At 66.9% G+C, this 26,385-nt stretch carries 23 protein-coding genes; all 23 read right to left on the bottom strand.

The annotated features are described in order from the left end of the window. Nucleotides 1-608: 608 nt before the first annotated feature. Nucleotides 609-1,469, bottom strand: coding sequence for an alpha/beta fold hydrolase (locus OHB12_RS12020; protein ID WP_327118974.1), 861 nt, complete (start codon nucleotides 1,467-1,469; stop codon nucleotides 609-611). Nucleotides 1,470-1,495: 26 nt separating this feature from the next. Beyond that, a complete protein-coding gene (locus OHB12_RS12025; protein ID WP_327118975.1) occupies nucleotides 1,496-2,752 on the bottom strand; it encodes a cytochrome P450 in 1,257 nt (418 codons plus the stop codon). Beyond that, nucleotides 2,749-4,488 (bottom strand): flavin-containing monooxygenase, encoded by a 1,740-nt coding sequence (locus OHB12_RS12030; RefSeq protein WP_327118977.1) that lies wholly within the window; start codon nucleotides 4,486-4,488, stop codon nucleotides 2,749-2,751. The genes OHB12_RS12025 and OHB12_RS12030 overlap by 4 nt, the downstream gene beginning before the upstream one ends. Continuing rightward, nucleotides 4,485-5,111 (bottom strand): GNAT family N-acetyltransferase, encoded by a 627-nt coding sequence (locus OHB12_RS12035; protein ID WP_327118979.1) that lies wholly within the window; start codon nucleotides 5,109-5,111, stop codon nucleotides 4,485-4,487. The genes OHB12_RS12030 and OHB12_RS12035 overlap by 4 nt, the downstream gene beginning before the upstream one ends. An 82-nt stretch (nucleotides 5,112-5,193) precedes the next feature. Next, the gene (locus OHB12_RS12040; RefSeq protein ID WP_327118981.1) at nucleotides 5,194-6,057 is read right to left on the bottom strand and encodes an MBL fold metallo-hydrolase; all 864 of its coding nucleotides are present in this window, start codon (nucleotides 6,055-6,057) and stop codon (nucleotides 5,194-5,196) included. Between the two features lie 249 nt (nucleotides 6,058-6,306). Next, nucleotides 6,307-6,594, bottom strand: coding sequence for a hypothetical protein (locus OHB12_RS12045; protein WP_327118983.1), 288 nt, complete (start codon nucleotides 6,592-6,594; stop codon nucleotides 6,307-6,309). Between the two features lie 24 nt (nucleotides 6,595-6,618). Continuing rightward, nucleotides 6,619-7,242 carry a hypothetical protein gene (locus OHB12_RS12050; RefSeq protein ID WP_327118985.1) on the bottom strand — a complete coding sequence of 208 codons (624 nt, stop codon included), beginning with the start codon at nucleotides 7,240-7,242 and terminating at the stop codon, nucleotides 6,619-6,621. After that, entirely contained in the window at nucleotides 7,239-8,174 is a 936-nt protein-coding gene (locus tag OHB12_RS12055; protein WP_327118987.1) for a hypothetical protein, read from the bottom strand. The genes OHB12_RS12050 and OHB12_RS12055 overlap by 4 nt, the downstream gene beginning before the upstream one ends. Further along, nucleotides 8,171-9,064, bottom strand: a complete 894-nt coding sequence (locus OHB12_RS12060) for a DUF4913 domain-containing protein (RefSeq protein ID WP_327118989.1) — start codon at nucleotides 9,062-9,064, stop codon at nucleotides 8,171-8,173. The genes OHB12_RS12055 and OHB12_RS12060 overlap by 4 nt, the downstream gene beginning before the upstream one ends. Beyond that, entirely contained in the window at nucleotides 9,061-10,938 is a 1,878-nt protein-coding gene (locus OHB12_RS12065; protein WP_327118991.1) for a type IV secretory system conjugative DNA transfer family protein, read from the bottom strand. Before OHB12_RS12065 ends, OHB12_RS12060 begins: the two co-directional genes overlap by 4 nt. A 46-nt stretch (nucleotides 10,939-10,984) precedes the next feature. Beyond that, a complete protein-coding gene (locus OHB12_RS12070) occupies nucleotides 10,985-12,235 on the bottom strand; it encodes a hypothetical protein (RefSeq protein WP_327118993.1) in 1,251 nt (416 codons plus the stop codon). A gap of 278 nt (nucleotides 12,236-12,513) precedes the next feature. After that, nucleotides 12,514-13,491, bottom strand: a complete 978-nt coding sequence (locus tag OHB12_RS12075; RefSeq protein ID WP_327118995.1) for a hypothetical protein — start codon at nucleotides 13,489-13,491, stop codon at nucleotides 12,514-12,516. A gap of 14 nt (nucleotides 13,492-13,505) precedes the next feature. Next, nucleotides 13,506-14,450 (bottom strand): hypothetical protein, encoded by a 945-nt coding sequence (locus OHB12_RS12080; protein ID WP_327118997.1) that lies wholly within the window; start codon nucleotides 14,448-14,450, stop codon nucleotides 13,506-13,508. A 137-nt stretch (nucleotides 14,451-14,587) separates the two neighbouring features. Then, nucleotides 14,588-15,592, bottom strand: coding sequence for a hypothetical protein (locus OHB12_RS12085; protein ID WP_327118999.1), 1,005 nt, complete (start codon nucleotides 15,590-15,592; stop codon nucleotides 14,588-14,590). Further along, complete coding sequence (locus OHB12_RS12090) at nucleotides 15,589-16,119, bottom strand: hypothetical protein (RefSeq protein ID WP_327119000.1); 531 nt, start codon at nucleotides 16,117-16,119, stop codon at nucleotides 15,589-15,591. Before OHB12_RS12090 ends, OHB12_RS12085 begins: the two co-directional genes overlap by 4 nt. Then, a complete protein-coding gene (locus OHB12_RS12095; RefSeq protein WP_327119001.1) occupies nucleotides 16,116-16,784 on the bottom strand; it encodes a hypothetical protein in 669 nt (222 codons plus the stop codon). The genes OHB12_RS12090 and OHB12_RS12095 overlap by 4 nt, the downstream gene beginning before the upstream one ends. Before the next feature lie 205 nt (nucleotides 16,785-16,989). Further along, a complete protein-coding gene (locus OHB12_RS12100; protein ID WP_327119003.1) occupies nucleotides 16,990-18,813 on the bottom strand; it encodes a hypothetical protein in 1,824 nt (607 codons plus the stop codon). A gap of 339 nt (nucleotides 18,814-19,152) precedes the next feature. Then, on the bottom strand, nucleotides 19,153-20,274 hold the full coding sequence (locus OHB12_RS12105) for a C40 family peptidase (protein ID WP_327119005.1): 1,122 nt from the start codon (nucleotides 20,272-20,274) through the stop codon (nucleotides 19,153-19,155). Between the two features lie 6 nt (nucleotides 20,275-20,280). Continuing rightward, nucleotides 20,281-21,933, bottom strand: coding sequence for a hypothetical protein (locus tag OHB12_RS12110; protein ID WP_327119007.1), 1,653 nt, complete (start codon nucleotides 21,931-21,933; stop codon nucleotides 20,281-20,283). Between the two features lie 53 nt (nucleotides 21,934-21,986). Beyond that, the gene (locus OHB12_RS12115; protein ID WP_327119009.1) at nucleotides 21,987-23,459 is read right to left on the bottom strand and encodes an SCO6880 family protein; all 1,473 of its coding nucleotides are present in this window, start codon (nucleotides 23,457-23,459) and stop codon (nucleotides 21,987-21,989) included. Next, a complete protein-coding gene (locus OHB12_RS12120) occupies nucleotides 23,456-24,913 on the bottom strand; it encodes a hypothetical protein (protein WP_327119011.1) in 1,458 nt (485 codons plus the stop codon). The genes OHB12_RS12115 and OHB12_RS12120 overlap by 4 nt, the downstream gene beginning before the upstream one ends. Further along, nucleotides 24,910-25,716, bottom strand: a complete 807-nt coding sequence (locus OHB12_RS12125; protein WP_327119013.1) for a hypothetical protein — start codon at nucleotides 25,714-25,716, stop codon at nucleotides 24,910-24,912. Before OHB12_RS12125 ends, OHB12_RS12120 begins: the two co-directional genes overlap by 4 nt. 12 nt (nucleotides 25,717-25,728) lie before the next feature. Continuing rightward, nucleotides 25,729-26,367 (bottom strand): hypothetical protein, encoded by a 639-nt coding sequence (locus tag OHB12_RS12130; protein WP_327119015.1) that lies wholly within the window; start codon nucleotides 26,365-26,367, stop codon nucleotides 25,729-25,731. Nucleotides 26,368-26,385: the final 18 nt, after the last annotated feature.

Raw genomic sequence — 26,385 nt, forward strand, 5'->3', positions numbered from 1 at the left:
AGCGGAGCCGTTGACCGTTTTGGTCCGCAGCGGGCGGCATAACACCCACGAAACGGCGGCCGAGCATACATCGACGGCGAGAAGTCGTTTGAGGGTACTGCTGGCGATGAACCGGGGAGCTGTTGACTGTGTTGAATTCCGGTTCGACAGATTTGCCTCACTGACGACCCCGTCTTCGATCGAGGCGATCATCGAGCCCCAATCCACCGAGGAAATGGCCCACGTTGACCCGGCAACCCAGCTTCATCCCCTATCGGCTCGCCAGGCCAGCGACAGTCGGATCCACGATGATGGCTGAAGTGCCAGAATGCGATACGGCGATTCCCCTGTGCTTCCGGTGCTCGCTGTCGTGAGCGGCCCAGCTGGAACGGGTAAGACGGCGCTTGGCCACAGGCGCGCGTATCGTCATCGTAATCGGTGAGCCGCCCCGATCGAATGGGGTCCCGAGATCGACGCACTGGCCGCAAACCGCGAGTTCGCCCGCTACAACGAACAAGCCCGGCTGACGACGCTAAAGCAACGTTCATCAGCCTGTGAAAGCGATTCACCTACGCAGGAGCCTGCATGGCTGGTCGCTACGAGTCCTGACCTACCAGTACCGGGCGTGCCTATCGTTGAGCGGCGGTGTCCCATCTGTCCGCTAAGACTCCATCGATGAGGGCGAACTGCTCGTCGAGATGCCGCGCGACTACCTCGGGCTGTTCGAGGGCTGCGGAGTGGCCTGCGTGTTCGATGGTGACGTGGCGGCCGTTGTGGCCGACTGCTTTGGCGATGTTCTTTCCGGATATGTCGCCGGGGTAGGCATGGTCGTCGTCGCCTCCGATAGCGAGCACTGACACCGGGCAATCTTGCAATTTCTCGACGATGCGCGGGCGGGTGATGACGCCGTGGGCGGCGTCGCCGATCCTCTCATCGAGGCTGCTGACGACGGCCCGCCAATGGGTGGTCAGCGCTGCGTTGTTCTCCAGGGTCCAGGCGCTGAACATGATGTTCAGGATCGGGTCGACCACCCCGGCCGTGCCGTGTGCGGTGAGGTGATCGACCAGAGTGTCGTACTCGGTGTACTCCTCCTCCGCCGAGGACCCGATGGCAGTGATCGTGCTGACGAGATCGGGCCTCAGCGCCGCCAGCCACAGACCGACGAAACCCCCGAGGCTGGCGCCGACGAAATGGCATCCTTGCAGCCCGAAATGCTCGATGAACGCCGCCGCGTCCTCGGTCAGCGTGGAAACCGACAGATCCTTCCGCGCGGCCCGCACGCTCTCGCCCTGGCCTCGATGGTCGTAGGCGTACACGGGGTGGCCGCGCTGCGCGTATCGCGCCATGAGCTCGTACCACTGGGTTCGGTTGAAAAACAGCGGATGCGAGAACACCACCGGTCGGCGGCGGACCTTGTGTGGCCCGGCCTGGGTGTAGGCCAGCGTCGTTCCGTTGACCTGGACCGTGCCGTGGATCAGTGCTGTTGACATGGCGATTCCTCCATAGGGGTGCCCCCTTACCTGATGGTCAGGGGTGGGGATTCGGGGAAGGTGACCGGTGGCGCCGCCACGGCGCGATGGAAAGGTCCCGGCCACCAGGACAATTCGTCGGCCGGGCAGGCAAGCCGCATTTCGGGGAGCGCGTCGAGCAGTTGATCGATGGCGTCTTGGGCGATCAGGTACGCCGCCGCCTGTGCCGGGCAGGCGTGTGGTCCCGCGCTCCACGCCAGGTGCGAGCGGTTGTCGGTGTAGTCCCCGGCGCTGATCGCGGGGTCGTTGTTACAGCCGGAAATGCTGATGAGAACCGGCTGATCTGCGGGCAGCCAGACGGTATCGATCAGGATCGGCTGTCTCGGGTAGGTGACGCAGTGGTTCGCCAGTGGCGGGTCGGCAAACAGCACGTGATCGAGCGCCGCGCGTGTCGTGAGGGCGCCGCCGAGGATGTCGCCGGCGAACCGTTCATCGGTGAGCATCAGCAGCAGGGTGTTGACGATCAAGTTCTGCAGCGGCTCGATCCCGGCGGCATACATCGTTAGGAGTTGATTGATCAGTTCGGCGTCATCGAGCGCGGCCGGGTCTGCGAGCAGGCGCGAGGTGATGTCGTCGCCGGGTTCGGCTCGCTTGCGGGTGATCAGGTCGCTCAACGCAGCCATGAGAGTCCAGTTGACCGTGCCAGCGTCGGTGCCCTCGAACATCGCGGCAAACGCCCCGACCAATCGCTGTCCGATGTCCGGGGGGCAGCCGAGCGTGGCGTTGAGCACGGCGAAGGTGAGCGGAAAGGCATAGTCGCCGATCAAGTCGGCCGACCCGCGCCCACAGAATGTGTTGATCAGCGCGAGAGCGATCTCCTCGACGGTGTCGTGCAGGGCGTGCAGATCGACCGCGCCGATGGCCGCGATGTTCGGCCGCCGGTAGCGTGCGTGCTCTTGTCCCGCGCTGCGCAGCGCGTTCGGACGCGACTCCAGCATGGGCAGTATCGGGCAGTCCGCGGGCACGTTCTGCTGCCATCGGCCCGGATCGGCGGGAAAGTGTTCTGGGTCGTACAAAATGCGCCGCGCGGTGTCGTAACCGATCACCAGCGTGGCCGGAACCCCGACCGCCAGGTCCACCGGCACCAGCGAGCCGTACTGATGCCGCATCTTCCGATATGCCTGGTGTGGGTCGGCGGCGAACTCCGAGGAGTCCAGCGCGACGCGAGGACCATCTGTGTCGATGGGCGACCCATGCGCGACGGGGCATGTCCCGGCTCGGGTGACGTGCTGTGGTGTGGTCAACGAAGTGACTCCAGGAATGGAACAGAAATCGATGGGCGGGTGCCTTTCTGAGGATGTCGACCCGTCGCGCGGCAGAGAAGGACATATCGACCGGACATTCGTCGGACACCGGACATTTCGACCGGCCGTTTCGACCGGACATTCACCAGAGACTCCGATAGTCGCTGGCCTGTTGTGTGAAGCGAGTGCAGCGCGTGCCCTGAGGGGTCTGGATGGTCGTCCCGTTCACCGCAACCGCGCGGAAACTGTCGGCGGGCGGGTGGCGGGCGCAGGGTTCGCTCGTAGGTGCGTGCGGAGGCCGGCCAGGGGTTGGTAACACGCCCGGTGGGGTGCTTGTACCAACTGTGCCCGGCGACCGGCCACACTGTCCTGGCGATCGCTTGCTCGAGCCACTGTTGGTGGGATCGCATTGCACGCTCGGTGACTTCTATTGCGGCAGTGCTGGTCTGGTCGCGCCAGCGCAAGCAGTCGATGATGTAGTCGATTTGGCGTTCCTTCATCGCCGGGTTGCTGCCCGCAGGGTTGAAGGAATTCGGTCCCGCGATGAGGAAAGCGTTCGGATATCCCGGGACGGCTACGCCGATAAATGCTGTGGCACCTGCTTGCCATTGCTCGTGCAGCTGGACTCTCCCGCGGCCACGCACGAGGACCGGCACGAGGAACTCGGGTGCCTTGAAGCCGGTTGCGCAGATGATCGCGTCGGCGTGATGATGTGCACCGTCGCCGGTAACGAGACCGTCGCCGGTGATGCGAGCAATCGGGTCGGTGATCAGCTCGACGTTCGCGCGGGTCAACGCCGGGTAGTAATGGCTATCGAGGATTATGCGTTTGCCGCCGATCGGGTAGTCGGGGGTGAGTTTGGCGCGTAACACGGCGTCACCGATCGTTCGGCGCAGGTATCGGCGGGCGACCCATTCGGCGGCACGCGCCGACCAGCCGCGGCGCATGATAGGGGCGAGCACGGTGTCGGCCCCGTGGTAGAGCGCTTGCCGGTAGAGATGATGAGCGCCTGGTAGCAACAGCGCTGCACGCGCGAGCGACCCGAACTCAGTGGTGGGTTTCGGGAGTACCCAGTGCGGCGTGCGCTGGAAGACCCGCACTCGGTGCGCGGTCGCTGCGAGGGTGGGCAGGATTTGGGCGGCGGTGGATCCGGTGCCGATCATCGCGACGTCCAGGCCGTGCAGTTGCGTTTCGTGGTCCCATCGCGCGGTGTGGAACGAGGCGCCTGCGAAGTCGGCTCGTCCGGGGATCTCGGGGAGGTTCGGGCGATGTAACTGGCCGACGGCGAAGATCACGACATCCGCGAGCACGCGCTGCCCGGCGGCGGTGATCAGCTCCCACCGTCCTTGGTCCTCGAGGTAGGTGGCTTCGCTGATCGCTGTGCCCAACCGAAGATGTGGTGCCAGGCCGTGCTCGGCGGCGACCGAGCGCAAGTAGGCCAGGATCTCCCGCTGCCCTGGATATCGCATGTGACGGTTGCGGTAGGGGGCAAAGGAGAACGAGTACAGGTGCGAGGGGACGTCGCAGTTGCATCCCGGGTAGGTATTGTCGCGCCAGACGCCGCCGACCTCAGTGCTCTTCTCGTAGATCGCGAAGCGGTGGATGCCTGCGCGACGCAGCGCGACGCCCATGCCGATGCCACCGAACCCGGCACCCACGACGGCCACCTGAAGATCCGGGATCGGCGTAGTGGCGGTCTGTTTCGCCGGTAGGCGACGGTCCGGTGTGGTGCTCACTGGTTCACCGCCTCGTGGAACAGGGTCTCACCGGGTGCGGGTGAGACGACGGCGGGTATGTCGATGTGCGTGCGGAGGTCCAGTGGTGCACCGGGTTCGCCGAGGCTCATGCCGCTGCGGCGGTAGAACTTGGCTACTCCTGTTGTGATGGGGCCGAAGTGGCCGTACACGAAGCGGGCTCCGGTGTGGCAGGCGGTGGTGACCGTTTGCCGCAGCAGCGCTGTTCCGACGCCGTGACGCGCGTAGCGGGGGGGAACGGCCAGCGCATGGATTTTGATCGTTGTCAACGCTGCCCGCACGCACAGGAAAAACGCTGGCCCAGCCGACAGGCCGCCGATGGGGTGGCCATCGGCGGCCGCGACCAGCGCCGCCGTCCGCGCTGCCAGCACAGTCGGCACATGGCTCGCTCCGCTCGCGGTGTTCTGCACCGATAGCGCGTAGCTGGACAAGAGCCCGGTGGAAAGGATTCCGGCGTCGCTGACCTGGAGAAGGTTGTGTCCGGCCGGGCGTGCGTGCGGCACACCGGCGAGGTGATGCCATCGGGTGAATTCACGCAGCTCGACGCGGCGACGGGCGAGACGGACCTGGACTGTCACCTCGGTGGATCGGGGGAAAGATGGCATTGTTGTCTCTCCTGTGTCATTGGGTAGGGAAGGTCGGCGAGTCCGGTTGCGCGAGGTCGGCCGAATTGCTCTGGGTGCGTGACTATTCGGGCTGCCAGACTCGTCCGCCGCTGCGGTTGGAGGCGACTCGGCCGAGTTGGACGTCGGCGAAGCGCATTCCGAAGCCGAGGGTGTCGGGTGCGGCGAGTTCGTCGATCAGTCGGCGGCAGGTGGCCATGGATGCGGCGGGGTCGTCATCGACGGCGGCGGTCAGTTCGGGGTGGGTGATCTGCGCCGGGGTTTGTATGGCGTCGCCGAACACGATCAGCCGGTGGCTGGGTGAGGTGAGGGTGTAGGCGAGGTGGCCGAGGCTGTGTCCGGGCGTGGCCATGGAGTGGACGCCGGGAAAGATCTCCTCACCATCGGCGACGGGGCGAACCTGGGCTGCAAACACATCCAGCATCTCGGGGCTCACGCCGGCGGCGACGGCGAGGTCATGTTGCTGCCACTCGGCGCCCCCGACGAGGACCGGGATATCAGCGAACAGACTGGTCGAGGTACCGGGCACGGACTGCAATAGCCAGCCGATGTGATCGACGTGTAGGTGGGTGATGGCGATCAGTTCGAGATCGGCCAGGCGTTTTCCCGTCGCTGCGAGGCTGTCGAGCAGTTGCCCGCCGCGCTGCAGCCCGAACAGGGTCGGCACAGCTAGAGGTCCGAGTCCGGCGTCGATGAGCATGGCGCGGTTGCCGAACTCGACAAGCAGAGCGCCGATGCTGGCGACCAGGTAGCCGTCCGGGTTGATCAGACGGCGGTGTTCGGCCCAGATCTGGTCACCGGAGTCGGGGAGCCAGACGCGGGGTTCGAGCAGCGCGACGCCGTCGGGCAGGTAGGTGATGCGGTGCTCGCCCAGCTGGTGATCGTGTGCTGCGGCGGGACGGGTGAAGTGGTCGAGACTGAGAGTCATAGTGGCGGCTCCTGTTTTCTGTTTGTGAACTGGGCGCGGTCGGCGCCGAGACGCGCTGCGGTGAAGTACGCGCGCGTGGGTCCTCGGGTGGCGCGTGTCGCGACGGCCAGGTGGCCGGGTCATGGTGACGGCGTGCAGGTCGTTGGGGTCGCCGGGTGTTTCGAGTCGGCGACGACGGTGATGCGGGTGTCGGAGGAATGCATGGGCGTCTCGCAATGAAAATCAGAGGTGGACAACAGCAATCGGCGGCTACGGATCGGGTCCGGCATCCGGGTACGCCTCGATGACGGCAGACTCGCCGCCGTGGACATCCGCCGGCGTGTCCCAGCCGCGAGCCCTCGCGGCGGGCATCGCGGCGGCAATTGCTGCATCGATGTCAGTCCCCGCCTCGAAGCTGTTGGCAGCTTCCCTGTTCAGGATGTCGCGGGCTCGTTCGATCAGGGCCTTCGGTGTCGGTGGTTGTTCTGCGTCGGAGACCACGGTGGGGGTGTCAGCGCTGCGGTCGGTGCGGCGCAGGCTGCCTAGCGAGCGCCGCACGCTGGCAGCGATGGTGGGGATGGTCTAGCTGCTCCACTGCGCGTTGAGGTCGTCGAGGCTGTCGTGCAGGTAGCTCTCGGCACGCTCGTTTACGTCACTGCTGGCGGCATTGAATACGCGGGCGCGTTGCTTGCGGTCCATTCCGATCGAGGTGGCGGTGGCCGCGGCGCGCGTCCATATCGCTTCCATGTTTCGTCGGAGCTGCCCGGCGGCAGCAGGTTCCGGCTCTGCGGTGACACCGTGAGTGGCGAGACGGTGTTCGCGGGCGACGGTGATAGCGGCCATGTCGGCCAGCTGGCGAGTGTCGTCAAGGACCCGTTTGATATTTCGGCGGCCTGTTGCCGGCCGAGGTGCCGGGAGTAGTAGCTCGTCGGTCCATGCGCGGCCGGATTGCCCGGCCGCGCACGCCTGGTCGACCCAGCTCGCGGGCAGCCCGTCTAGGCGGGCGTGGATTTCGGTCAAGTCCCGATCGCGGTCGACCTCACTGACCTGGCCGAACTTCCGCGTGCTGTCCGCAGAGCCTGGGGTCCTCGCTTGCATGGCCTGACGCAGCCGGGTGCCGAGGGCGGCCAGCTGGTGGATGCGGCGCAGGACCGCGGCCTGCTCGAGGGGGATATCACGAATCCGCAGCGGCGGGTTCGGGCTCATAGCTCGATCCCCTGCCAGATCGGCGGAGCGGCCGGTACGTCACTGGGTGACTGATAGCTGGTCCAGGGATCGGTTCCGGGTGCGTCACTGAATGTCGGTGCCCCGATAGCTATTTCGGCATCGGTGTCGGCGTTGTAGGTCAGATTCGCGGCACCGATCGCGGTTTCGATCTCTTCACCTGGTGTGGCGGCTGGCTGGAACAGCGGTTGCAGGGGTGTGAGCGCGGCACTGATCGGGGGCCCTAGCTGTTCGTGGGAGGGCAGTGCTACCGCGGTGTCGATCGTGATCCCGGCGTCAGCCAAGGCCGTGGCTTGCAAGGCGTAGACGCGGGTGTCGGCGCGTGCTGCCTGGCGCCAGCGTTGCGCGAGCCCTTCGACCGGAACACCGTCGACCATCGCCACCCCGGCGGCCACCCAGTCGGATTCGGCGCCCCACAACTGGTCGCCTTGCTCGACGCTTAGACCCAACAGGTTCGCCACGCCCGCAGTCCTGGACCGTAATACGCGCAGGTTGCGGTCGAATCCGGCCGCGACCGAGATCTCGGCTCGAGCACCGATCGGACCATAGGCCGCAGCGAGGGCGGTCCACTCGCGCAGCCGCTGCACATCCACATCGAGGCTGCTCAGTACCTGGTTCCAGTCGACAGCATCAGGGGTGCGCAGGTAGAGGTCGGCGCGCCAGCTCACTCCACGTTGGCCGCGCTCACGGACGTGGTCGATCCACGCTCGTGGCACCCCGGCGGCGTGTGCGGCGTTGGTCAGTTCTTCACGCAGGATCGCGTGGTCGTGGAAGTTCTCGTACCAGGATTGCGGTGGTCGGTGCCCGGTTTGCTGTTGGTGTCGGGTTGCTTCGGCCAGCATGCTGGTGACGGTCACCGACCGGTTCTGCAGGGACTTCAGCACTTTCACCTGCGCACGCGTCGGCGTCCTCATCCTGGCCCTCCTGACACCTGTCGGGCTGCCGCTCGGTTGCCGAAGGCGCGGAAGTCGGGTCCGAACCCGAGGTGTTCGGTCAGGGTTTTCGCGCCAGGGGCGCCGAACCATGCGGTGGGGATCGGTGCCGCGGGTAGCCCAGGGATGTCGAGGTGTTGCTCGGGGGTGCAGCGGTGCAGGGGGCCGTTGGCGGCGTCGAGGACGTAGCGCACATGGGGGTCGATGTGGCGGACGAACAGCCCACTCATCGCTGACTTGTCCTCGGCGCGCAGGGCGGCTTCGAACACCGCGTGCAGGCCGGCGAAACGAACCGCGACCGCGTGATGGCGCCACCACTGCCGACACCAACTGTATTGGCCTTCACGGTTGTTGCCCGCGATCCGCACGGCGGTGACCGGCAGCAACCAGTCCTGCACGAACTCGCCGTAATGCGCGAACCGCGGCGGCGGCTTCTTCTCCCCCTGCTCACCACCCGCGACGGCGCCGGAAGGGCGACCCGCCGGCTTGAACCACCCGGGCGGGACCGGGTCGAACGGCAGTGACGGTGCGCTGAGGTGGGTGGTGCGGGTGCATCGGTGCAGCGGCCCGTTGGCGGCATCGAGGATGACCTTGAAATGCGCGTCGACGTGTGAGAGCAGAAACGAACTCAAGCTGGTGGCGGCATGGGCGCGGCGTTGAGCCTCGAACGCCATGTGCAGGTGCGCGATTCGGACAGCGACGCCGCGATGGGCCCACCACTGGCGACACCAGGTGTAGGTGTTTTCCCGGTTGGCTTCGGCCAACCGGACGTTGATCGAGGGCAGCAGCCACTTTTCGGTGAACTCGGTGAAATGCCGGTACGCCGGTGGCATCGGCGGCTTCTTGCCCGCCGCTGCGGTCGCCGCACTCATTGGGGCTCACCGCCAGTCGCCGTATCGTCGTCGACGGCCTCGGTGGGCCGGGTGATCGGGTGGGCGGCTTTCTCGAAGCGGGCCAGGGATGTGCGGATTAGGGGCGCGTATTCGGTGTCGGACCACCAGATCTTGCGGACGACCACCGGCCCGTGGTTCGGGAGTCGAACCACAGCGCGGTCTTTGGGGAGCGCGGCCAGCAGGGCGACGTCGAGGATGGGTTCGGGGCGCCAGGTCAGGGTGCGGTTGACTCCACCGGCGCCGTGGCTGCGGGAGCGGTCGGCCACATCATGGGGGCCGGTCATCGCCGACCAGTGTTCGAGGTAGTCGACCGCGGCGATACCGCCGCCGTAGACCTCGATCGATTGGGCGCGCATTGTTTTCAAACCGTTTGCGCCCCAGAGGTCTTCGCCTTGCTCAAGGACCTGCAAGATCGTCATGAGAATGATCCCGCAGCCACCGGCGTAGGTGTAATACGAGGGCAGTTCGGCGATGCGAGCGCAGTTGGCGGCCTCGTCGAGCACCCCCAGCAGCGGTACCGCCAGCCGCCCATCCGGACGCGCCCGCGCCGCATCGAGAGCGGCCTCGAGGATCTGCCCGACCAGCGCCGAGGTCAACGGAGTGGCGCCGTCGGGTCCGGCCATCGACAGCGCATACAACGTGTCCGTCGAAGTCACGAACTCGGCCGGTGTGAACTCCGGCAGATTGTGGGTCGGGTCCTGTTCTGTCTTGTCGATGACGATGCGGGTTTTGCTGCTCTTCTTGTCCGTTTCTTCCCGTACCGCCAGCAGGTGGCGCCGTGGTGGGGTGACCATGCGGGCATAGCCCTCGTCGGAGAGCACGTTCAAGAACCGACGTGCCATGTCGTAGAGCCCGTCGCGTTGGCGGGCGTAGAGGGCTTGGGATTCGAGGATTCGCTCGGCGGGACGATGGTGGCCGTAGTGGCGCAGGATCAACGCCGGGGTTTGGTCTTGGTCGCGGCCGAGCCATTCGGCCACGTGCAGCAGATCCCCTCCCGCGCACGCCGCAGCGTAGAGGTACAGGGCGAGGAGTTCTTGTGCGCCGCCGTCGAAATAGCTGTCGACCTTGGCGTTGGCGGCTTGGGATGCTGACCCGGAGGCGGCCGAGACGAAGAACCCGGCCAGCTTGCGGGCTGCCGGCAAGCTCGTGACCTGGGTGAGCAGGTCGACCCAGAACCCGCACTCCACAGTCCCGGTGACCGCTTGCAGATCACACAGCCAGATCCGGCCGCGCTGTTCACGCCCGTACACGGTGTGCCGATACAGATCGGGTTTGTTCGAGGTGGCCAAGCACGGCCCCCACGCCGACAACACCGCCGGGATCGCCCACGCCATCGTCTTCCCGGTGCGGGTACCCGCCGCGATCGTCACCCCCAACTCGGCGGGCACGAACAACTCCACCCCACCGATCACCGTCTCCCCTAGCGGTGGGCCTTTGCAGGCTTGAACCTCAGGGTCGGCGTCACGCAACAGCCGCTGGTTGGCGCGCTCGTTGTCGCGGGCACGGGCCAACCGAATCGCTGCGGGCCGTTGCATCGTCCGCGCCGCCGCGTCGATCTCACTGCCCGCGGCAAAAGCCCGCCAGCACGCGACCACCAGCGCCGCTCCTGCGGCAGTGAAGGCGACGGCCAGCACGCTGGCCTGCCATGGCCAAGGGTGCTGGCCGGCGACGACCTCGAGCAGCGCGGTGACCGGGTGTCGGGTGACCGACAGTCCCGCCCACCAGCTACCCAGAATCAACGCTGCCCACAACGCCAGCACGAAGGCCACCAACGCCAGAAACGCCAGCAGCAGCAGGGTTTCCTCGCCGAACCCGCGTTTGGTGCGGCGGCGGGTCTCTCGTGTCGAGATCATGATCACGTCCTCCAAATGGCTGTGAAGCGTTGGGCGGAGCGGGTTTTCACAGCGACACGTCGGCATCGACGCCGATTTCGCGCGGTGCCGCTGCGAGGTTGTCCTCGATGCCGTCGGTGGGGCTCCACGCGACCGACTCCGCCTCGGGCATGGCCGTGGCGATGGCCTCACCGATATCGGCGCCACGCTGGTCCGGACTGGGTTCCGGTTCGGCCGGGTCGCGAGAAGCCGACGACGGGGCCTGCCCTGCCTGCGAGGTAGGCGCGGGTCCGGAGCGGCGCAGATCCTCCACGACCTCGCGCAATGTGTCGGCTTCCGCTGCGGCGCGGTCGCGCTCCTCGACCAACCGCGCAATGCGCCCTAGCCGAAGATCGCCGGGCTGTTCGTGCCAGTAGGCGCCGTCACGTCCGGTGCGGTAGACATTCTCGATACCGGCCGCCGGAACACCCGCTTCAGCCGCGTCGATGCGAGCCGCGCGGGCGGCGTCGAGCAGCGATTCCAGGCGGACGAGCTGGGCCTGATCCTGCTCGGGTGAGCCGTCCCACTGGTCGGCCAGCCGGGCGTGCTCGGCGGTCACATCTTGGAGCTGCCGCAGCGCCGCGATCTGGCGGGCTTCGTGGTCGGCTTCTGCGCTGTAGGTGTAGGCCACCGGCGCCGACCGCACGCGCTCGGGTAGCAGATCGGCGTGCTCGTCTGCGCCGGTGTCGCGGTCGCCGCGTTCGTGCTCGGCCGCTAGCAACCGATCGGTTTCGGCGATGATCGCATCGACCTCCGCCACACTGGCCAGTTCCGGGCCGCGACCGCCGAGGGCGCGGTCCAGCAGACTGGACCGGTCCGCTTCCGGTCCGACGGCACGGTCGGGTGGGCGCCAGCGGGCGGCGTCTTGCGCCGAGCCGGTGATAGTGGTTTCGATGTGGCCGGTGACTTCGGCTGCTTGGCGCAGGTTGCGCCACACCACCGCATCGACACCGAGGTCTCCGTCGGCTTTGGCTTGGGCGATCCGGTTGTAGGCGGCTCGGGTAGCTTCCGGGCGAAGCTCCCACCCGGAGACCGCGGCCTGTAGTTGCTCCCACAGTCTGCGGTGCTCGGGAGATTCGTGACGGCCCCACCGTGCGGCCAGTCCATCGGCCTGGGCGGTGAATTCCTGCTTCTGTACGGGTGTTTCGGCGAACGGCACGAACAGCCGCAGCTGGTAGTAGCGCGTGAAATCGGCCCGTAGCTGGGCTTCGACGCTGTCGGCGGCGTCGCGGTAGTAGGCGGGATCGGTGGTTCCGGTTCGCGGTTCGGGCCAGCTCATTGCGCAGCCCACCGATCGCTGTCGTGGCGGCGGCACGGTTGGCGGCGTTGCAGGGAAACGGAATCGGATGTGGCGTTGGACATCGTCGACCTCCGGTGAGGGAAGGCGTGTGCGCCGTGAACCGTCGTGATGACAGCGCGGCGGTGTTCTGATGTCCCCTGGCAGGGCGGTTTCGGCGTCCCGGTCAGTACCCGTGACCAGTGCGTCGACGTAGGCGTGTGCTGTGAGTGCGTGTGGTGGGATCAGTAGTCGGTGGCTGTTCCTTGCGCGAAGTGCGGCTAGTACGGGTCGGTGCCCAGATCGATCGGGTGGTAAAGGTTGGTGAGCTGTTCGGCATGGTCGGGCTCGCTGTCCCAGGTGTGCCCGCCTGCGGGCAGAGCGGCGTCGACGGCTTCGGTGATGGCGGTGGGATCGGCGACGCGATCGAGTTCGCCATCGCGGCCGAGCGCGTCGTCGACGAATTCCGCGCGCAGCGACGCGGTGGCAGCGTGGATCAGGTGTTGCGGTGTCGGTGGAGTGACCTCGGCGCCAGCGGTGAGGGTGCCGGTATCGGGGTCGGTGGGAATGTAGGGCGGAACCGCAAGATCGCCGCGGGCGGTCGCGTAGGAATTCCATTCGTTGACCAGCGTCAGTTCGTCGTAGGTTTCGAGATAGACCGCCTGCTGTCGCCGGCTACCTTCGGCATCCGGACCCCAGAGCAGGTCGGCTTCGGTGGCGGTGATCTCCGCGGCGTGCGCAAGAGCGGTGACACGCTCGTGGTACAGCTGCATGTTCTGCGTGAACTGCGCTACCGCTTGGGGATTGGTGCCGAAGCTCCACCGTCCCGTGGCGATACGGTCCGCGCGGGCAGCCGACAGACCGGCCATCCGTTCCAGATGCCACAGGTCCAGGGCGAGCATGTCGACGTAGAAGTCCTGAGCTGCGTTGTCGCGAGACGGGTTCTGCCGCACCCCTGCATCGACGCGCGGGCGGGTGCTGCGGCTGCCGAGCTCACGGGCATCTTCGATCCAGGCCGCCTCGATACCGGCGGTCAGCACGGTCTGTTCGACCTGCTCCCGCTGGGCCTCCAACCCATCCAAATGCGCTTGCCACACCTGCTGTGGATCGCCATCTGTGGTGAGGGCTTCGAAGTTCTCCCACCCAGTGTCCAGGATGCGCGCGTGTTCGGCGGCCAGCAACCGGATGCGCAACAGCAGCTGAGCTTGCCATTGGACCACCGTCTGCGGCGGCGAGAATTCGGATTCGGGAGTCGTCATCGTCTTCCTCGCCCCTACAGCTCGTACCCGGCCGACGAGCCAGGTTGGGGCGGGCGGGCATCGGGAGCGGTGACCGGTTCGCTGTCCCAAATCGGGCCCAGGTCGTGAGGCGGCGCAATCCCGATCGCCTCGCCGATGACCTGGTCGGCTTTTGTCTCACCGCGCCCGGCAGCGATGACAGCGTCGGTGGCACGTTCGATGAGCACATACGGCGTCGGCGGCGCCACACCCGGTTCGTCCGGGTTCACGCGGCCCGCGGCGAGGCTGTCGATGCAGAGACGAACTTCGTGCTCGATGCCACGCCAGGCGTAAGCACGCCACCGCTCCTGCAATCCGGCGTCGTCATAGGTGGCAATGGCCAGCTCCACCAGCCGCTGCCAGCCCTTACGATCACGTCCCCACAGCTGAGCGCGTTCCTCGGAAGACAGGCCGATCACGTGCGCGGTGTCGCGGGCCCGGTTCCGCAACGCGGCCATGTTACGGCCGAACTGCTCGACCTCCTCGGCTTCGGAGCGGTGGCGAATTCGACTCGGCGCTCGGCCGAATCGCCGTTCGGCGTTGATCGCGGCCGTATGCTCGAGCTGCCAGACATCAGCGGCCACCCCTTCAACCATGTGTGCGCGATCTAGGTCCTCTCCGTGGCGCATGATGCGTGCGGAGTGCACGCTGTCGGCCCATCGCAAGCCGCGTTGCCCAGCGGCTCGTGCCTGATCGATCGCAGAGGCGGGCAGACCGACCGCGGCGGCGTGGGTTTCGATATCGGTGCGGTCGGATTCGAGGGCACGCAGGTGGGTGCGACAGGTCTGCATCGGGATCTCCCCGCTGCCGTGATGCGGCTCGTAAGTGGGGTAGCCCTGCAGCAAGACGCGGGCGTGGTCGGCGGAGGTGTCTTGGATGCGTTCGAGCAGCCGCAGCTTCCAACTGGGCAGTCCTTCCAACTCCGATGAAGGTTGACTCATGGCTTGCGCCCTTCTCGTGAAAGCGGCTAGCGCCCTGTCGTTTTCGGATCCGGTACGCCGCCTGCCTCCCGTGGCAGAGCGGTCACGGGCTCCCGCCCCATCACGCGGCCGCACCCTGGTTGAGCATCGTTCGCTGGTCATGGCTCAATCCCCAGATCAGGTACCGGTGATGCGGGCACTGAGGGCGGGTCGGGATCCACAGAGAAATCCATTGCCCCCGTGAGGCCGTCGCCGCTGAGTCCAGCGGCGTCGACCGCTTCCCCGATCGCTGGCCCCTCGTCAGGTTCGGCGTCCGCCTCCTCGGGCAGATCTGCGAACTCGTGGGCGAGATGGGTGGAGAAACTGAGCTCCTCGGTGAGACCGACGATGTCCTCGATCGCCACCGATAACCTGGCCTGCTCCCCCACCCCCGCATCGAGGTCATCGAAGTCACCGAAGTCTTCGACGATGGTGGAGTCGATGACCTCGATGTAGTCGGTGCCGGTGTCTTCAACGAACCGCTCGGCGTAGGCGTCGGCGTCGCGCGCGTGTTGCTCGGACAATTCGCCGGCCCCCTTCGCAGCCGCGAACGCAGCTGCTGAAGCCATCGCTTCGCCGGATTCGCCGTGCGCGGTCAGGGTGTCACTGAAACCCGCTGCGCGGCGGCGGATGTCGATCAGCAGCTTTTTGTATTCGACGTCGAGCTCATGCAACTGGACCGCGCGGGCCTCCCGGTTGGTGTGACCGTCGACCTGTAACCTGTGGACTTTGATCTTGTGTTTCCGCTCGAGCTTGCCTGCCTTGTCTCGACGGTCCAGGTCGGCATCAGCACGTTCCATCTGTCGGTTCTTCTGCTGCTGCTCCAGCTCGTGCACTTCGCTGCCGCGCTCGATGCGGGCGCGAACTTCGTCGACCTTGGCGGTGTTGAGTTCCCGGGCTTGGCCTGCTGATTCCACCGCGTCGATCACGCGGAGCCGGTGTTCGATGAACGAGCGCTGCTCCTTGCCTGCTGCGTGGCGCATCCGCTGCTCGGACTCCGCCTTTGACCGCGCTTCCCCGCCGCGTCCGCGCATCAGCGCCGCGGTGGTGTGCGAGGTTTGCAGCGCTTGGACGAAGCCGTTGCGCATCGCCTGGCTGCTCTCTTCGACCGGATCGCCACTCACGCGAGAACCTCCATTCCGGACAGCAGCCACGCTGAGGCGGCAGTGGTGCGGGTGGCGTGGGCGTATACCGCCCACCTGATCGGGGGCTGGTTGCTGGGTTCGATTTCTACGGCCATGACGCGGCTCGCGGTAGTGGGGTGGTCGTCGCTGGTCACGCGAGCCGATGTCGTGATCGTGGTGGCGTCGCTGCGCCACTGCTGCCATTGCTCGGCGCACACCGGCGCCCATACCAGGGCCGCGGGCTCAGCGCGGTCGGCGAATCGTGAAGCCATCAACAGGCTTGCGGCTCGGAACGCCGCCCGCTGGTCGGCGTGCTCGATCGGGCGATAGCTGAACATGGTGGTTACCGCCGCGGTCAGCACCGCCGCGGCCGAGCAAGGATCTACCTTGGTGAAGGGCGGCGCAAAACTCGGTGCCTGGCAGTCCGGTTGGTCGCTGGCCGCTGGTGGTGGCGTGTTCGTGGCGCATCCGCCGACGACGGCGGCGCCAACACTGACCAGTGCGGTCAGGAATGTCCTGGTAGTCATACAGACTCCCGATTCGGGCGGAGTAGCTCGTCAAGGTCGGTGACGTACCAGTCGACGGCATCGCGGCGAAGGCATTGTTCGGCGGCCGGGTTATGGACCGGGCCAGTGCCCACGTCCAGGACCAGGGCCGCCGTGAGCGCGGCATGGTGCAGGCTCTCGACGTCGACGCCACGGCTGCGGGCCAGGATCAGGTGCAGGGTGGCCGCCTCGGCGCCCCATTGGGCGCGCGCCTGTCCTGCCAGCCAGATTCCTTGTCGCGCTGAGGCTTCCGCAGCATCTGCCCCGCTGCCGATGACGGCGCCTTGGGGGAACTGGTCATGCCAGATGACTCGTCCGTCGGCGCGGCAGATGGTGAACGTGGTCATGGTGGCTGCTGACCACAGCGTCAGCTGCGGCCCCCGCGGCCCCATCACGGACAGCCGGTGGCGCACGGTGCGGCCTACGGCCTCGATTTGCCGCAGGCCCTCGTAGTCGATTCCCGCTTCGACCAGCAGCGCGGTCAGGTACTGCTCGAAGGTGCATTCGTCGGTGAACCCGTGCTCGAGGGCGACCCGATCGAACTGGCAGGTGTTGGTGAACCCGTGCAGCTCGGCGGCCCGCACGCGCACGACCATCTCCGGCGTAACGCCGGCGTGCGGAGTCGCCACTGTAGGTGTGGATTTCATGCTCGACCTCCCGGGGTCGGGGTGGATGTAGGTTCCTGTTCTTGTTTGCGGTACCCACGGCGGTGAGCTGGGCGGATCATGGTGTTTCCCATTGGTTTTGCGTCGCTGGTTTCTCATTGGTTTTGCGGTTTCCTCTGGGGTGGTCGAGTTCGCGGCTTGCGGCGCGTAAGCGGTCGGGATGAGTCGGTAGTAAGGTGCAGCGGCGTCACGGGTCCGGACCTGTTTGCAGCTGCGGGGGCGATGGGTGTGCCGGCTGGGTGTCTACGGTGTCGGCGGACATGTCGTGTCTGGTGCCGGTGAGTGCCGCGTCGATGGCCTCGACGATCGACGTGCCGGTGGCGAGTTGCTGTAGTTGCTCGTCGGACGGGTCGGCAGCGACGTCGGTGGGGTTGTGGTCGCGGTTGTCGACGACGGCGTTGATGCGGTCGTGCCATTGCGACATACGCTCGAGCTGGGCGCGGCCGAGGCGGTCGGCATCATCGAGTTGAGTGTTGATGAGCGTTTGCAGCATCGTGCGCGCCCTGTCCGGTACTCGGGAGGCGGTGAGCCGCTCGTCGATCCTTCGGGCGGCGGAGCGGTATTGTCGCTGCGGTTGTGAGTCGGCCTTGGCGCCGTGGGCGATCCGCCACCCTGCTTCCCGCAATTCGTACAGGTCGTCCTCGAGTCCGGCCGAACCCGCTCGATGTTCGTTGTCGCTGGTAATCGGCATGTCGGCTTGGGTCAGCGTGGCGGACAGATCTGCCTCGGCGTCTCGGCGCAGAAGTTCGACACGGTGGTGGTGGCGCCCGAGATCGGCGGCGGCTTTGGACTGTTCGTCGACCAGCAGCAGCTCGGGGATCGGTTCGCCTAGGTCCAGGCCTGCGACTACCTCGGTGAGTAGGGCACGTTCGATGTCGAGCAGACCGATGCCGTCCCTGAGGGCGCGCATCAGTGCGTGGCGGTGGTGCCTCAAGCCCGATATCAGCGATGGCACGAACGCGGCGATCTGCGGATTCGTGGTCTCGGCGAGATAGTCGGCGTAATGGTGCGCTTCGGCGACACCGGCGGCGTACTCATGCAGGCTGTCGATCAGCTCGGGCCGGTCGACGTGGTTGGGCCACACCTCGAGCCAGTGCTCACTGTTACCTGTCGTGATCTGCGCCTGCCGGTCCCGGATCAGCTGTCGATCCTGCGGCAACAGCCAGGAGATGTTCGGTCGAGGCCGCCCGAACACCGGCCTGTCGCGGATGTCCTCGAGCATCCCGGCGATCTCCGCTTTGATAGCGTCGCCTGGGTCGACGAGCATCGGTGCCGCGGCCAAGTCGATCTTGCTGGTCGAGCCGAGGTAGCCGGTGACGAATTCGATGCTTGCGCGATCAGATTCATTCAACCCGGTAGCGGCCAGCTGCGTCCCCAGTCGATTCCCGGGTTCCTCGGGGTCGCCACCGGTGCTGACCACCGAAGCCCATCGGCTCACCGCGTTCCGCGCCGCCACCGTGTCGGCCTCCGTCAGCCCCGCGGTATCGACCACGCCGGTTGCTGCCTCGACGGCCGCCTCGATCCGGCGGCTACTGGTAGCGCGAGACAGATCGAGCTGATGGCGGGGGGCATCGAAGTGGTCATCGACCGCGATGGTTCCCGCGGCAAGGTCGATCACCAGCCCGTACTCGCGCCGATACCGGTCGAGCACATCGCCGAGCGCCAGCTCGGCGACATCCGAACTGTCTTCCCACACAATGGCTCGTTCCCACGCCAGCGCGAGGTCTTCCCGGCAAACATGTGTCCCGAACAGGAATGGCAGATCCATCGATTCATCGGCGGCGGCCCGGATGCGGCGTTGCTTGTAGTCGGCAATGACGTCGTCGGGCAGCTGCTGCGCCGCAGCGTCCTCCGCGATCCGCGTGTGCGCCTGCTGCAAGGCGGTAGCCGCGAGCAGCACCGCCATCCGTTGCCGGATCCCGGTTCCTCCGGCCACCCGAACATCTGAACTCGGAGAACGCACGAACCCCTGTACTGATTCTCTTTGTTCGTAAAACACGTTGTCGGACATCGTTATCCACCTCCCTCAACAGGGAGACAGCGCCGGTATACGCCTGGGTTGAAGCAGAGGCCCAGCCAGGAGAACTCACGCGCCCGGATCCGAGCCACAGCCTCGTCGATCGGCAACCGCCGCGCGTCCCTGCTCACGCACACGGCGTCCTCACGCTGATACCGCACCGATACCGGCGATCCTGGCGCTGCATGAGTCAAAATCGTTTGCTTACAGACGGTTTCACCTGAACCGGTCACCACGCGCCCCGGAAGCCAGTACGGCACCCGTCCTCGACGCACGATTCTCACCGGACTTGGGTAAACGCAATACCGACGCAAGATGACTGATAAGACGCAATCAGTCATGAGAACCTACAGTGGAGGGGCTGGTGTAGCGACGCACGTCCATGTGTTCGCCGTCCCACGCGCTCAGCGGGGTTAGGGTGGCGGTCTGGCCGGTTTGCGGTGCATGCAGCAGCAGGTCGCTGCCTTGGGAGTCGCGGCCGTAGTAGATGCCGACATGGTGGGAATCGGTGTCGCCCGGGGCGGTGAAGAAGATCAGGTCCCCGGGTGCCCGCTGGGCGAACGGGACCAGTTGCGCGGTCGGGTGGTCTTGTTGGGCTTGGGTGTAGTGCGGCAACCGGATCCGCCCGCCTGAAGCGTGATAGATCGCGTAGAGCGTCAGGCCCGAGCAGTCGAACCCGCCGCCGGTGGGGCCGTTGGTGTCGCCGCCGCCCCACACGTACGGGGTGCCGATCCACCGGGCGGCGTGCTCGATCACCGCGCGCCCGAACGCACTCGCTTCCGCGGGCAACAGCGTCCCGGATCCGGTCGTCCCGCACCCGGCCGCCGGTGATCCGGCCGACACGCGGGGTATTGAGGAGATGTCGATGTCGGCGAACAACGCATATAACTGCCGCGCCAACTCCAGTTGCGCTCCATAGGCGTTCGGTGCCGAACGCTCGATGGCTTGAGCGAGCTCGGCTGGCGACATCTGCTGCGCTGCGCCACCGAGCTGTTGAGCGTGATCGTAGAACCAGTTGATCTGGTAGATCGGGTCCATCAAGGTGGCGATGCCGAACGATCCCCAGACGCTGGCACGCATCTGGTGCGGGCCAACTGAGTCGTGGTCGTAGCCGAGTCCGTCGTTGCTGTAGTTCAGCGATTCGGGCACCGACGGGTTGGCCAGGTTTCGGAAGGTTGATTCGGTGGCTTGGGCAGCCAACTCGGCGATGATCACCGACTCCCGCATCCGGCGTTGTTTGCCGATCGCGACCCCGTTGCGCACCAACTGCAACTGCCGCTCCGACAGCCCCGCCACCGATTGCCCGGTCGAGCGACCCATCCCGGCTGCACCGCCCGCTGAGAGCGGGCTGGTACAGGTCAGTGCCGGGTCGGCACCAATGATCATCAGCAGCAAGATCAGCGCCACCGGAAGGCCGAGCGCGGTCGCCCCCACTGCCCGCGAGGAAGTGTCCATCGATCATCACCTGCTCGCTTCCCCTGCCGCGGGCAGGTTGTCAAAACGCCGATTGGTGTTGTGGATATCGGCGGTACGTTCGGTGGGGGTGAACACCAGCCGGAACGGGATGCCTGGTTCGTTGGCTTCGCCGGTCTTGAGTAGGAAGCAGCCTGTGCCGGGTGGGGTTTCGCGATGGGAGAGGACGAGGTCGTCGTCGCTGGGTGGTCGCGGCGCGGCCCAGGAGGTGACGAGGAGCTTCTCGGTGTCGGTGATGCCGACCGCATTGCGGATACGGTTGATCTCCTCCGGCCCGACCGGCCCGATCAACTTGGCGCGCGCCCGCTCGAAGAACCCGAGGGCTTTGGCTTGAGCGGCGGGTGAATCGAAGCTGGCGAGGTCTTTGATGGTGTGGCTGCACATGATCAGCCCGGTGCCCAGGACGCGATTCAATCGGGTCAGCGCGTCGACGCGGTCGACCATGAACTCCCCCACGCCGAGCACACGCCAGATCTCATCCATAACGACCTCGAACGTGCGCGGCGGCGCGAGCCCCGCGTCAGCGAGCGCATGCGCAGCGGCGACCGCGCCGAACCCCTCGCTCCAGCAGACCATCAGAACAGCCGCCAAAAGTTTGGTGTCGCCTTCGGGGATGCGGGAGACGTCCACGCACACCGCCGGGCTGGCCAGGTCGAGGCAGGTGGTGGTCGGCCCGTTGAAAATCGCCCCGAACGGGCCTTCGACCAGCGCGCGCAGGGAGCGGCGCAGGGTTTTGGTGCTGGCTCGGTAGGTGGCTTCGTCGTCTTCCTCGGCGAACTGGCGCAGTTGTTCGCCGCCGCCGGAGATGACGTCCAGCAGGTTCGACATCAGCGGTGGATTTTCGTAGCTGAATCCGCCAGCGGGGCTGTAGAGCTCACGCAGCCCCGCGCCGAGGAGGACTTCTTCGTAGTCGGCCACCCGCGACCCGCGCACCAACTCGATCAGGCCGGCGACGATGTTGACCTGACCGGCCTCCACCCGGGCAGTGACCTGGCCGCGCTGATCAGCGTCGGTAAGCCGCTCGACGACCGCGCCGAGCGCACCGACGTCGAGCGGGTTGATGGTGCCGTGCCCGTACCCGACGTCGACCACCTGCCCACCCAACCGCTCCACAAGGTCGCGGTAGTCGGGTTTGGTGTCGCCCATGCACAGCACGGTTTCCCCGGCCGCGGCCGCGCCGGTCACCATGCGCCGGATCAGTGATGATTTACCGAAACCGTTGAGGGCCAGCACGAAAGCGATTGGTGCGGTGATGAAGCCGCGCAGGAACCACGACATGGGATCGAAATGCACAGGTGCGCTGGTGATGTAGTGCGCGCCGACCGGTGTGCCGACCGTGGGGGCGCTGGCCCCGACGGTGAACGGCCACAGGCCCGCGACTTGCACGGTGGTCGCCCGCCATTCGGGCGTACTGGGCACGACCGCGGCGCGGCCGCCGCCGAGCCCGCGGTACCCGCGGTCGGTCAGCTGCGCTGGCGATCGGTCGAAGCCATCGCGTCCAGAGTCCTCCGCACATCGCGCGGCGGTGGCCCGGCGATGATCATCACTCGATATCGCCAACCGTGCCCGCCAACCACGCAGACCGGGCTTGGCGGCGGCCGCCTCGATCGCGGCACGCGCCTGCGTCGTGAGCACCCGCACACCCGCGACCGTTTCAGTGCGCGCGCGCCGAGAAGTCTTCGTGCGGCGGGCTTTCATGCCGAGACCCGCTTGGAGATGGAGGTGTGTTCGGGCAGGATCAACCCGATCCCGAGGCTGGCGGCGAACGCGGCGGCTTGAGTGCCGTAGCAGCGGCGCACTCCCAGCCGGGAGGCGGCGGCCATCCCTTTCACTGACGCTTCGATTCCCGGGAAGTCCCCATCGAGGTGATCGGTGACAGTGATCAGCGCCCCGAACCGGGTCAGGCCCGCGCCGCGTGCCTGTTCTTCGCGGGTGGCTTGGGTGTTGCCGACCCGGATCCGTGCGGAGGCGGTGGCGATGCCGCGTTCGGTTTGCTCGGCTGCGACGGCGTCGCGGAAGTCGGAGTCGACCAGGGTGGTGGCCTCAGCGGCCGAATGCAGCCGGTAGACAATCGCCACGCGCTTGCGCGGGACGTCCGCCCGGGGCCGCAGCAGCTCCTCGAGGACGGTTTCCATGACCGCGCCGCGCGGTGCGGCGTCCATTTCCCAGGTGATCGAGCGGGCGCCGTCGTGGACGTAGTGATCCCACCGGTCCTGATGCGCCAGCGGACCCACCGAGTCCCACGACTGCGTGCGGGTGACCTCCGCCCCGGCGGCTTCGACATCGCGCTGGGCGGCGAGGTCGTAGCGGGTACGCACCAAACCGAGGACTTCCCACGCTTGCAGTGGCGTCGCCGGTAGGCCGGCGCGGGCGAGCTGGGAGAGGACTCCTTGCAGGCGTTGACCGATCTCGCGGGCCTGCTCGGCCTCGTCGCGGCGGATGCGGCCCTTTCCGATCGCGCGGTAGGTGATGGCGATGCGCGCTTCGATCCGCACCCCGACCCCGCCGACATCGGCGGCAGCTTCCCGCATAACCGCCTGGGCATACACCGGGGCGTCGGGGCGGACCAAGCGGGAGACCTCACGGGCTTGCTTGAGGCGGGTTTCGACAACGTTCTCGAGCACCGCGGTCACCGCGACAACTTCCCCGCCGCGGCTCTGGGTCGCTAGGAACTGGCCGTATCCCTCGACCCAGGCGTCGATCTGGGCTTGGTCGACCAGCTCTTTACCGCGCGGCACCACTCGCAGGGCCACGGTGTAGTGGTCGCTGCGACGGATGTGGATCATCGCGAACCGTTTACCGCCTGCCGTCTCGTACTCCGACAGCCGCGAGTCCGCCAGCAGGCCGGGCAGTTTCGCGACGCCGGGAATCTTGGAGAACCGGCCAGCGTGGTAGACGTGCTCACCGCGGGCGCGGGCGGCGGCGAACTGGACACGCAACAAGGCGATCTCCCAGCCGGTGCGGCCGTTGCGTGTGATCGCCAACGGCGTGAACACCAGCGCGGCGGCCACGATCAGGCCCGCGGCGACCGATAGCGATCGGGTGATCATGAACCCCACCATCACGGTGATGATCAGGCCAAGCCCGAGCATGGACACACCCCAGGTCAGACCGAAGAACCCGGCGGAGCGGGGGCGTTCCCATCGGCCGTACATGCGGGCGGTCATCGCCGAACCTCCCCTGGCCCCAACGCATCTGGATCAAGTCCGCCAGCGGTCGCATCCCGGGTCTGGTTGTCGATCGCCGAAGCCCCCTGGTGTGCCATGTCTTTGGCCATCTGCGCACCCATCACGACCGGACCGGCGATACCGGCGCCGGCAGCACCGGCCGTCTCGCCCCCGCCGCTTCCCGCGCCGGACGCACTCGATGGCTTCGCCGCTCCGACCCCGGTCTGCCGTGCGCCGCCGCTGCCGCCACTGGCAGACCCCGCCGACCCACCACCGCCGGTCGGGGAGCTACCCGCCCCTGAACTGGAGCTACCGCTGTCTCCGCCACCGGGCATCGGACGGCCACCACCACCACCGGGCGAGCCGCCTAGTGGAGGCGGGTCATTGGGTGATCCGCCAGGGGCGTTCTCGCCTTCGCTGACCTTGCGTGCTCCCGAGCGGTCACCCGCGGCCGCCATCGCGACACCGGCGCCCCCACCGGCCAGCACGGCTGCGGCACCGCCACCACCACCGAGGGTCGCCACGGCGGGTGCGACCAACCGGATCAGCGCGGGCAGGACCACCACGCTCATCACCAGCAGGATCAACCCGAGCAACACCAACTGCGGATCCCGTTGCTCCTCGCGCCCGATCACAGTGAACGCAATCGCGTAAACGAGAGCGCCCACTGGCTTGAACAGCACGAACGCCAACGACCAACTCAACAGCTTCTTGTAGGCTTGCGAGCCTGGCCCGGTACCGGAGGCTGCGGCGGCCAAGGGGATCACGGCCACAACAAGGATCAGGAGGGCTTGCCGGACGACAAGCATCACTAGTTGAATCAAGGTGCTGACCAAGCCGAGCAGACACACCAGCAAGAGCAGCCCGGTCCCGAGCCCGGAGCGGGTGTTAGCGTCGAACCCGGTCAGGCGGTTTACGACGCCGGCCAAGTCGCCGCGGCTGGCGTCGAAGAGAACCCAGTTGGCGAAGCTATCTCCGGCGCGTGTTCCGGCGGTAATCACCGCAGCGAACGCCATCGACGCGAACACCGCCCGAGCCAGCATCAGAAAGCTCTCCTGTGCCTCGCCCGCGACCCCGCCCCGTTTGGCCAGCGTGAGCCGGGCCGCGGCGAACATGATCCCGGTCGTCAGTAACAGCACCTGTAGCCCGCTGCTGTAGTCGCGAATCGACGACAGCGCTGTGCCCGGCTCGCCTCCCGCGCCCGTGAGTTGTGGTGAGGGAATTGTGGTCCACCAGGTCATGGCGATCCGTAGACCTTTGGTGAAACCTTCGAGGAGGATGTCGGCGAAGTCATCGAGTGCAGAGCTCGCCGCCTTGGTTGCAGCCTGCCCGAGTTGTTCACATGCCTGTTGGGGGCCTAACGGCACGTCGCAGACATTGGGGATGGGCGGCAGCTGCGTCCGCCATATCGTCATCGCGGCGACCGGTGCACCGGCGAGGGCAGTATCGGTCACGACATGCCCTTCCATACTCCGAAACCCGCTAAGGACGAGGTAGAAGCGCCTGGGCCCCAGAGTATTTCGACGTTGTCTGGTACTCGCACGCGCCAATCCCCGTCGATCCAGGCCATCGGCCAGGCCGAGATCGTGTAGCCGATGTTGTCGTGGGCGGCGAATTGAACGACCGCGAGGTCGTCGCGGTAGCCAGGCTGGATCCGGACGCCGTCGGGGACCACGACGTAGCGGGCGGCGTCGCGGGTGCGCTTGCGGGAACGGCTGAACCGATCGAGCAGCGCTTGTCCGCCGCCGTAGTAGCGTTCGCGCACCGCCTCCTGCCACACGCCCTCGGGGGCGGCAAGCGCGCGGGCGAGCGCGTCGGCGGCGGCAAGCGCGGCGCCTTGAGGAGTGTGGGCGAATCCGGTCGCGATGCCGTAGTGGATACGCGCGGGTCCGTCGCTGCCCGATACCGGTAGTGCGGCACCGCCCCAGCCGCGCTGCCACTGCATCCATGCGGGTGGGGTGATCAGGTAATCCGGGCGAGTGGGCTCGGGCCGCGTGCTCGGGTCTTGTGGAAGGGCGACACCGGATTCGTCGTGTGGCACTTCCAGGCGGTTGCCGAACAGATCGGTGGTCGGCGGCAGCGGCGCGGTGGTCGGCGGAAGGTCAGGGAATGTTCGCTCGGTCGGCGCAATGGTGCTGCCGGGATCGGCGGGGATATCGCGGGGGCTGTCGTCGTTGGTGATGGTCAGCACGAATGCGGCGATCACGATGGCGGAGATGCTGGCGAGCAGGATGATCAGCAGGCGATGGGATCTCATGCGTTGGGCTCCTCAGCGCGGCGTGAGCGCGACCATGTCGACCGGTGGCACGGCAACGGCGGCGACGGTGGCGGTGGTTGTGTTGTCGGGTAGCCGCAGGCGCCAGTCGTCGCCTTGCCAGGTGACGTGGGTGCTGTTGCGGGTGACGGAGTTGTCGGGGTGGATGGTGTAGATGTCGACGTCGGTGGCGTCGGGGGTGTAGCGGGGTATCACGTAGCCGAGGACTTTGGGTGCGCCACTGGTGATCGGGGTGGTGATCGAAATCTGCGCTCGGGCGGTGGCCCAGCTGTCGCGGCCCGGCCCCGGGGCGAGCATGCGCTGCCCGACCGCAGGCCATTGGTTGTCGGTCGCGATCGATATCCGCACGGTCGCGTGGATCGCGGTCAGCGCCGCACCTGCCGGTGACCGTGCGAATCCGCTGGCTACCGGTCCATCGGTGTGGCGTGGGCCTTGGTCGGCGACCGGGAGGTCGACGCCTTGGAAGGTCTGCCAACGCAATCCTGTGGGTACGGTGACGGTCGCGGTTGCGCTCGGCTGTGCGGATTCGCTGGTGTCCTCGTCGCTGCAGGCGGGCAGGCCGGCCGCAGCAACCGGTCCGGTGAATGCGAGTACGGCCATTACGCCGATTCGGTGTTTGCGAGAGGGATTCACGGCTGGGTCTCCTCGGGA

Origin of the sequence: Nocardia sp. NBC_01730 (assembly GCF_035920445.1) — a bacterium.
Classification (GTDB): Bacteria; Actinomycetota; Actinomycetes; order Mycobacteriales; family Mycobacteriaceae; genus Nocardia.

Excerpts from the sequence above, each read along its gene's own strand:
- OHB12_RS12020 (WP_327118974.1), bottom strand. The coding sequence starts at position 1,469 with ATGTCAACAGCACTGATCCACGGCACGGTCCAGGTCAACGGAACGACG.
- OHB12_RS12035 (WP_327118979.1), bottom strand. The coding sequence starts at position 5,111 with ATGCCATCTTTCCCCCGATCCACCGAGGTGACAGTCCAGGTCCGTCTC.
- OHB12_RS12040 (WP_327118981.1), bottom strand. The coding sequence starts at position 6,057 with ATGACTCTCAGTCTCGACCACTTCACCCGTCCCGCCGCAGCACACGAT.
- OHB12_RS12050 (WP_327118985.1), bottom strand. The coding sequence starts at position 7,242 with ATGAGCCCGAACCCGCCGCTGCGGATTCGTGATATCCCCCTCGAGCAG.
- OHB12_RS12055 (WP_327118987.1), bottom strand. The coding sequence starts at position 8,174 with ATGAGGACGCCGACGCGTGCGCAGGTGAAAGTGCTGAAGTCCCTGCAG.
- OHB12_RS12060 (WP_327118989.1), bottom strand. The coding sequence starts at position 9,064 with ATGAGTGCGGCGACCGCAGCGGCGGGCAAGAAGCCGCCGATGCCACCG.
- OHB12_RS12065 (WP_327118991.1), bottom strand. The coding sequence starts at position 10,938 with ATGATCTCGACACGAGAGACCCGCCGCCGCACCAAACGCGGGTTCGGC.
- OHB12_RS12070 (WP_327118993.1), bottom strand. The coding sequence starts at position 12,235 with ATGAGCTGGCCCGAACCGCGAACCGGAACCACCGATCCCGCCTACTAC.
- OHB12_RS12075 (WP_327118995.1), bottom strand. The coding sequence starts at position 13,491 with ATGACGACTCCCGAATCCGAATTCTCGCCGCCGCAGACGGTGGTCCAA.
- OHB12_RS12080 (WP_327118997.1), bottom strand. The coding sequence starts at position 14,450 with ATGAGTCAACCTTCATCGGAGTTGGAAGGACTGCCCAGTTGGAAGCTG.
- OHB12_RS12090 (WP_327119000.1), bottom strand. The coding sequence starts at position 16,119 with ATGACTACCAGGACATTCCTGACCGCACTGGTCAGTGTTGGCGCCGCC.
- OHB12_RS12095 (WP_327119001.1), bottom strand. The coding sequence starts at position 16,784 with ATGAAATCCACACCTACAGTGGCGACTCCGCACGCCGGCGTTACGCCG.
- OHB12_RS12100 (WP_327119003.1), bottom strand. The coding sequence starts at position 18,813 with ATGTCCGACAACGTGTTTTACGAACAAAGAGAATCAGTACAGGGGTTC.
- OHB12_RS12105 (WP_327119005.1), bottom strand. The coding sequence starts at position 20,274 with ATGGACACTTCCTCGCGGGCAGTGGGGGCGACCGCGCTCGGCCTTCCG.
- OHB12_RS12115 (WP_327119009.1), bottom strand. The coding sequence starts at position 23,459 with ATGACCGCCCGCATGTACGGCCGATGGGAACGCCCCCGCTCCGCCGGG.
- OHB12_RS12125 (WP_327119013.1), bottom strand. The coding sequence starts at position 25,716 with ATGAGATCCCATCGCCTGCTGATCATCCTGCTCGCCAGCATCTCCGCC.